This window comes from Kitasatospora sp. NPDC056651 (assembly GCF_042792155.1).
Taxonomy (GTDB): domain Bacteria; phylum Actinomycetota; class Actinomycetes; order Streptomycetales; family Streptomycetaceae; genus Kitasatospora.
Genome location: NZ_JBHTWX010000196.1, coordinates 1 through 6,420 on the forward strand (window position 1 = coordinate 1; position 6,420 = coordinate 6,420).

General features: G+C 75.4%; 3 protein-coding genes and 1 pseudogene. 2 read left to right on the top strand and 2 right to left on the bottom strand.

Features of this window, described 5'->3' with window-relative positions; translation table 11 throughout:
• Positions 1-245 precede the first annotated feature (245 nt).
• A pseudogene (locus tag ACFRAR_RS37860) lies at positions 246-1,577 on the bottom strand (SpoIIE family protein phosphatase); the annotation flags it as partial.
• A 194-nt stretch (positions 1,578-1,771) separates the two neighbouring features.
• On the bottom strand, positions 1,772-3,157 hold the full coding sequence (locus ACFRAR_RS37865; protein ID WP_380704857.1) for an NAD(P)/FAD-dependent oxidoreductase: 1,386 nt from the start codon (positions 3,155-3,157) through the stop codon (positions 1,772-1,774).
• A 540-nt stretch (positions 3,158-3,697) separates the two neighbouring features.
• On the opposite strand from ACFRAR_RS37865, the gene ACFRAR_RS37870 reads away from it, so the two are divergent.
• Positions 3,698-4,588, top strand: coding sequence for a TetR/AcrR family transcriptional regulator (locus tag ACFRAR_RS37870; protein ID WP_380704853.1), 891 nt, complete (start codon positions 3,698-3,700; stop codon positions 4,586-4,588).
• A 506-nt stretch (positions 4,589-5,094) separates the two neighbouring features.
• A partial coding sequence (locus ACFRAR_RS37875) for a sigma-70 family RNA polymerase sigma factor (protein ID WP_380704855.1) occupies positions 5,095-6,420 on the top strand: 1,326 nt, incomplete at its 3' end.

The window sequence follows — 6,420 nt, forward strand, 5'->3', positions numbered from 1 at the left end:
TCTTCCGGGGCTTGACGCCCTGTCCGACGTTTCAAACTCTAGCCGATCCCCGCTCCGAAAAGCGAATCCGGCCGCAATCCGATAAAACGAACACGACGAATAAGCGCCAAGCCGTGACGCGAAAAGCGAAACGACCGGCACGAACCGGAAGTGGTGTTTCAGAGGATTGGCTGCCCCGGGACCGTCCGCGCAGATGCGTGTCCGGTGCTCCCTGCCAGGCAGCTCGAAGAACACTAGTCCTTCAGGCCGGCCGAGTCAACCGGTGCGGCCGGCGCAACCGAATTCCCGATGCCCTCCTCCGTCGGCAGCTGGAAGGCCAGGACCGCGACGTCGTCATCGTGCTCGGAGGTCACGCCCATCGCCCGCAGCAGCCGGGCGCAGACCACCTCGGGAGCGCCGATCGCGCCTGTCAGGGTGCGGGCCAGGAGGTCGAGGCCCTGGTCGATGTCCTCGTCCCGGCGCTCGACGAGTCCGTCGGTATAGAGGACACCGGTCGTGCCGGGAAGCAGGCGCAGGGTGTGGGAGACGTGCAGGCCGCCGCCGGTGCCGAGCGGCGGACCGTTCTGTTCCTCGCTGCGCAGGATGGTGCCGTCCGGGCAGCGCAGCAGGACGGGCAGGTGTCCGGCGGAGGCGTAGGAGAGGGTGCGGCGCCGGGGGTCCCAGACGGCGTAGGTGCAGGTGGCGATCTGGTTGGCGTCGATCTCCATGGCGATGCCGTCGAGCAGGCGCATCACCTCGTGCGGGGGCAGGTCGAGGCGGGCGTAGGCGCGGACGGCGGTGCGCAGCTGCCCCATGACGGCGGCGGCGCGCAGGCCGCGGCCCATCACGTCGCCGATGACGAGCGCCGTGCGCCCGCCGTCGATGGCGATGACGTCGTACCAGTCGCCGCCGACCGCGGCCTCGGCGCCGCCCGGCTGGTAGGTGGCGGCGACCCGCAGGCCGGCCGGTTGGTCGAGCTTCTGCGGGAGCAGGCTGCGCTGGAGCGTGACGGCGGCCTCGCGCTGGCGGCGTTCGGCTTCGCGCAGGCGGGCGGCGGCGAGGACCTGGTCGGTGACCTCGGCGGCGAAGATCAGCACGCCGGTGGGCGGCGCCTCCGCCGGGGCGTCGCAGCTCTCGCCGGTGCCGAGCGGGACGCAGGAGACGTTGTAGTAGCGGTTGCCGGTGAGGCCGAGGATGCAGCGGGCCTTGACGCTGCGCGGGCGGCCGCCGCGGATGACCTGGTCCATCAGGGGCAGCACGCCCATGCTGCCGAGTTCGGGGAGCGCCTCCGCCGCCGGCAGGCCGGTGGGGCGTTCGCCGAAGAGCTCGCGGTAGGCGCGGTTGGCGTAGCCGAGCTGGTGGAGCGGGCCGTAGGTGACGGCGACCGGGGCGGGGATGCGGTTGAGGACCTCGCGCAGGTTCTGCGGCTTGTGCGGGTCGAGGAGCTCGGCGGTGGCGGCGGGGCCGCTCGGGTCGCGGGGGCTGGGCACGACCACGCCGTCGGGGCAGGGTGCGTCGTCCTCGGTCCCGGTGCCGTCGGGCGGGACGGCACGCCAGGGGACTCCGGTGAGCCGGGCGCTCCAGCGCATGAGGTTCAAACGACGGCCACTTCCTCGATTTCCAGGCATATCATCACTTTTTGTGTGCGCAGCAGCACACGGGGTAATGACCAGGTCGGGGTGATCCTGTCAGGCGGAGGCCCGGTTCCGGAAGTCGCCCGCCCGGCGTGGCCGTCCGGTTCGCCCTCCGGTTCACCGCCCGGCCGGCCACCGGCCCGACTCGGCGGGCGCGGTCACCGGGGAGCATCCGGTCCGGCGTCGGACGGGCGGCCGGCCCCCGGATCGAACCCCTCCTCGAAGGCCGAACGCGGGTGTTCCATCGCGCCCAGCGAGACCGCCTCGCGGGAGAACACCCCGCCGAGCACCCAGTCCATCAGCACCCGCACCCGGCGCTCGGCGCTCGGCAGCCGCCGCAGGTGCCGGGCCCGGTGCAGCCACCAGGCCCGTCGGCCGGTGAGCTTGCCGCCCCGCCGGGTGTGCGCGACGGCCCGGCGCGGGCCGAGCGAGGTCGAGCAGGCGGCGGGGCCGGGCCGGTAGTCGGCCAGGCCCTGGGCGTGCGGCCCGCCGTCCAGGGCCACCACGATGTTGCGGGCGAGCAGTTCGGCCTGGGCGAAGGCGTGCTGGGCGTTCGGCGCACAGGGGGCGCCGCCCGCGGTCGGGTCCGGTACGGCGGCGCAGTCGCCCGCCGCCCAGACGCCGGGCAGGGCGCGTCCGTCCGGTCCGACGGCCTGCAGGGTCGCCAGACATCGCACCCGGCCGCGGGTGTCCAGTGGCAGGTCGGTCTCGCGCAGCAGCGGGGACGGCCGGACTCCCGCCGTCCACACCAGGGTGCGGGCGCCGAAGCGGCTGCCGTCGGAGAGCGCCACGACCCGGTCGGCGGCGGATTCCAGGGTGGTGCCCAGTCGGATGTCGACGCCGCGCTCGCGGAGTTCGCCGAGGGTGTGCTCGGCGAGTTCGGGCGACTCCTCGGCGAGGATCCGGCCGGTCGCCTCGACCAGGACCCAGCGCAGGTCCTCGGCGCGGACGTTGTGGTAGCCCCGGACGGCGGCCCGGGCCATGTCCTCCAGTTCGGCGAGCGCGCCGACGCCCGCGTAGCCGGCGCCGACGAAGACGAAGGTGAGCGCGGACTGGCGCAGCGCGGGGTCCCGCGTGGCGGAGGCGAGGTCGAGCTGTTCCAGCACGTGGTTGCGCAGGCCCACCGCCTCGCCGACGGTGGAGAAGCCGAGGCCGTGCTCGGCGAGGCCGGGCACCGGTGCCGTGCGGGAGACCGAGCCGGGGGCCACCACCAGGACGTCGTAGGGGAGTTCGACCGGCGCGGGGGGCTCGCCCCGGCCCGCGGCGTCGGCCAGGGCGCGCCGGGCGGAGTGTTCGATCCGGGTGATCCGGGCGGTGAGCACCCGGCAGTCCGGCAGGACCCGGCGCAGCGGGACGACCACGTGTCTCGGGTCGATCGAGCCGGCCGCCACCTCGGCCAGCAGCGGGTGGTAGGTGAAGTAGGCCTGGGGCTCGACGACGGTGATCTCCACCTCGCCGCGCCGCAGCCGCTCCCGCAGCGCGCGCTGGAGGTGGAGCGCGGCGGCCGTTCCGGCGCAGCCGCCGCCGGCGATCAGGATCCTGATGGTGAACCTCCTGCCGATGTGACGTTTCGTCCCGGCCTCCCGGCCCGGGGGTGTCCCCCCATCACGCCCCCTATGAAGGACCGGCAGGGGTCGTCTTGTCCACAGTCCGTACGGGGCGGGTTGCGACGCGAGTGTCCGCTGTGGCCAGTTGTGCTTACTGGGCGACTTTCTGACGCACTTTCGGCCGCGAAGAGTGGTGAACTATGGTCGGATTGTGTACCGGGGCGGCCGTCGCCATGACAATCGGCGGCGACGCACCGTGGAGCGGCCATTACGGCCAGTTCCAGTGTTGGCGTGAGAACCCGACTGGGGGCCGGTCATCCGGGGAAGGGTAGTTCCCGGACAAGGGCCCCGGACGGAGCCGACGCGCCGAGCCGGACGTGGACCCGGCACGGCGGCACGAACCGTGGTCACCGGAACGGGACGGGCGGCACGAGCGATGGGTCATCGGGTCACTTCTGACGGGCTGAGCTGCACCGGGGGGTGCAGGGGCGGGCTACGACAGGGTCCGGATTCGGACGCCTGCGGGGGAGAGTTGGGATGATGGAGCAGGAGCAGGTATTGGGGCGGGCGGCAGCGCCGCAGGCCGGGCCGGGCACGGTCCCCGAGCAGCGCGGCCCGCTGGACCTGCCGCCGCAGGGCGGGGCGGCGCAGGCGGGGACGGCCCGGTCGGCCGTCCCGTACCGGACGGAGCCCGCGCCGGCCGCCGTGCCGGTACCAGGGGCCCGGCTGCGGGTGGATGCGCGGCGGAACCTGGAGAGCGTGCTGCGGGCGGCCCGTGAGGTGTTCGGCGAGTTCGGCTACGGCGCGCCGATGGAGGAGGTCGCGCGCCGGGCCGGGGTCGGGGTCGGCACGGTCTACCGGCGCTTCCCGAGCAAGGAGGTGCTGGTCCAGCGGATCGCCGCCGAGGAGGTGGCGTGGCTGACCGCGCAGGCGCGGGAGTCGCTGTACGGCGGTGACGGCGCCTGGGAGGCCCTGGCCGGCTACCTGGCCCGCGCGGTGAGCAGCGGAGCCGGCCGGCTGCTGCCCCCGGAGGCGTTCCGGTACGCGGAGGAGCTGGGGCGGGTGCCCGAGCAGCGGGCGTCGGAGGCGCCCGCGGCGGTCCGCTTCGACCTGCGCGGCGAGGAGGCCCGTTCCGGCGGGGCGGTCGAGCCGTCGGCGGCCGACGCCGATCCCCGGCTGCTGCTCCAGCTGCTGGCCGCGCTGGTGGCGCGGGCCGGTGCGGCGGGCGAACTGCGGCCGGGTGTCACGGTGTCGGACGTGGTGCTGGTGCTGACCGCCTCGGTGCCGGTGCACGCGGCCCGTCCGTCGGTCTCCACGCCGGCGGCCGGCGGCTTCTCGCCGATTTCTCCGCAGACGGACGGTCAGGCCTCCGCCGGGCCCGCGGACCGGCTGTTGCAGATCCTGCTGGACGGTCTGCGGGCGAGCTGACGTCCGTCGGCCGATCGCTCCGCCACGCTTGGCGGGCAACGGAGTTGGAGGGAGGACCGGCGCGCGGGCCATGGGCGCGCGCCGGGTGCGGGAGCCGCACACCCCGCCGCCGCACGCTGGGCGAACGCCCCCGCGACGGCCCCTCGGAGGAGTGGCGGGCGGCCGGTCCGGCTACCGCCCGTCCCTGCGCTATGCCATCCTTTGCCCGTGGTTGGAGCCAATGTCCCGATGCGCGCCCTTCGCGCGCCGTCGGCGCCGTACCCCGGGGAACCGTGCGCCTGCGCACTCCCGCGCGCCCTGCCACACTACGGGGGCTGTCGTGGAATCTGGGGTCCGTTGTGAGCGCCGAGGAACAGAACGACTACGGGTACGGCCTCGACTTCGGAGGCCACTCCGGTCATAGCGCCGAGGGCTCCGCCGCGGGCCCCTGCAGCCTCGGGGGGGCGGCCCAAGTGCCGGGCTCCGCGGCGGGTTCGTCCGCCGGCCACGTTCCCGACCAGGCCGGGATGCCCAGGCGCGAGACCCTCTCCTCCTCCGCGCTGCCCCCGGGCCGGGTGCCCGGGCAGGCCCCCGCGGGCCAGGGCGGGGTCGCCCCCGAGGCGTTCGTCGGCGAACGGTTCGGTGGCGGCCGGACCTCCCGGCGGACCGTGCCCGCCCCCGCCGACCCGGTGGACGGTGAGCGCCCGGCCTCCGACTCCGAGTTGACCGCCCGGGTCCGGGCCGGGGACGACACCGCGTACGAGGAGATCTACCGCCGGCACGCCGAGTCGGTGCGCCGTTACGCGCGCACCTGCTGCCGGGACAGCTTCACCGCAGAGGACCTCGCGGGCGAGGTGTTCGCCCGCACCCTTCAGGCGCTACGGGCGGGCAAGGGCCCGGAGTTCGCCGTCCGCGCGTACCTGCTGACCGCCGTGCGCAACGTCGCCGCCGCCTGGCACCGCAGCGAGCGGCGCGAGCAACTCGTCGACGACTTCGCCGTGTTCGCGCAGACCTCGGCCGCCGTGGTCGACGTCGACCTGGCCGACCCGGGCGCCGACGCCTGGGCGATGGCGATGGCCGACCAGCGGATGGTCATGCGGGCCTACGCCGAACTGCCCGAGGACGACCGGATGGTGCTCTGGCACACCGAGGTCGAGCGGGAGTCCCCGAAGACCGTCGCGGTGATGCTCGGCAAGACCGCCAACGCCACCGCCGTCCAGGCCCACCGGGCCCGCGACCGGCTCGCCGCCGCGTTCCTCCAGGCGCACGTCTCGGGCAGCCAGGACAGCGGCTGCGAGGCGTACGCCAACCGGCTCGGGGCGTACGCCCGCGGCTCGCTGCGCAAGCGGGCCTCGGCGGAGGTCGGGCGACACCTCAAGGAGTGCGACCGCTGCACGGCCGCCTGCCTGGAGCTGACCGAGATCAACACCGGGCTGCGCGCCCTGCTGCCCGGCGGGGTACTGGTCTGGATCGGCGTCGGCGGGTTCAGCGCCGCCGCGGCCGCCATGGGCGGTGCGGCGGCGGTCGGCGGTGCGGCGGCCGGGACGGCCGCGGCGACCACCGGGACCTCGGGTGCCGCCTCCGGTGCGGCCGGTACTGCTGGTGCCGGTGCGGCCGGTGCCGGTGCGGGCGGAGCGGCCTCCGGTGGGAGCGCGGCGGGCGCCGGCGCGGCCGGCGAGGGCCTGGGCACCGCCGCCAAGGCCGGGGTCGTCGCCGCCATCGCGGTGGCCGCGGCCGCCGTCGCCGCCTACGCGTTCACCGGCTCGCCCGAGCCGAAGCCCCCGGCGGCCGCTCCCCCGGTCACCAGCGCCCCGGCCGTCGTCCCGGCGCCGCCCGCACCCCCGGCGGGGAGC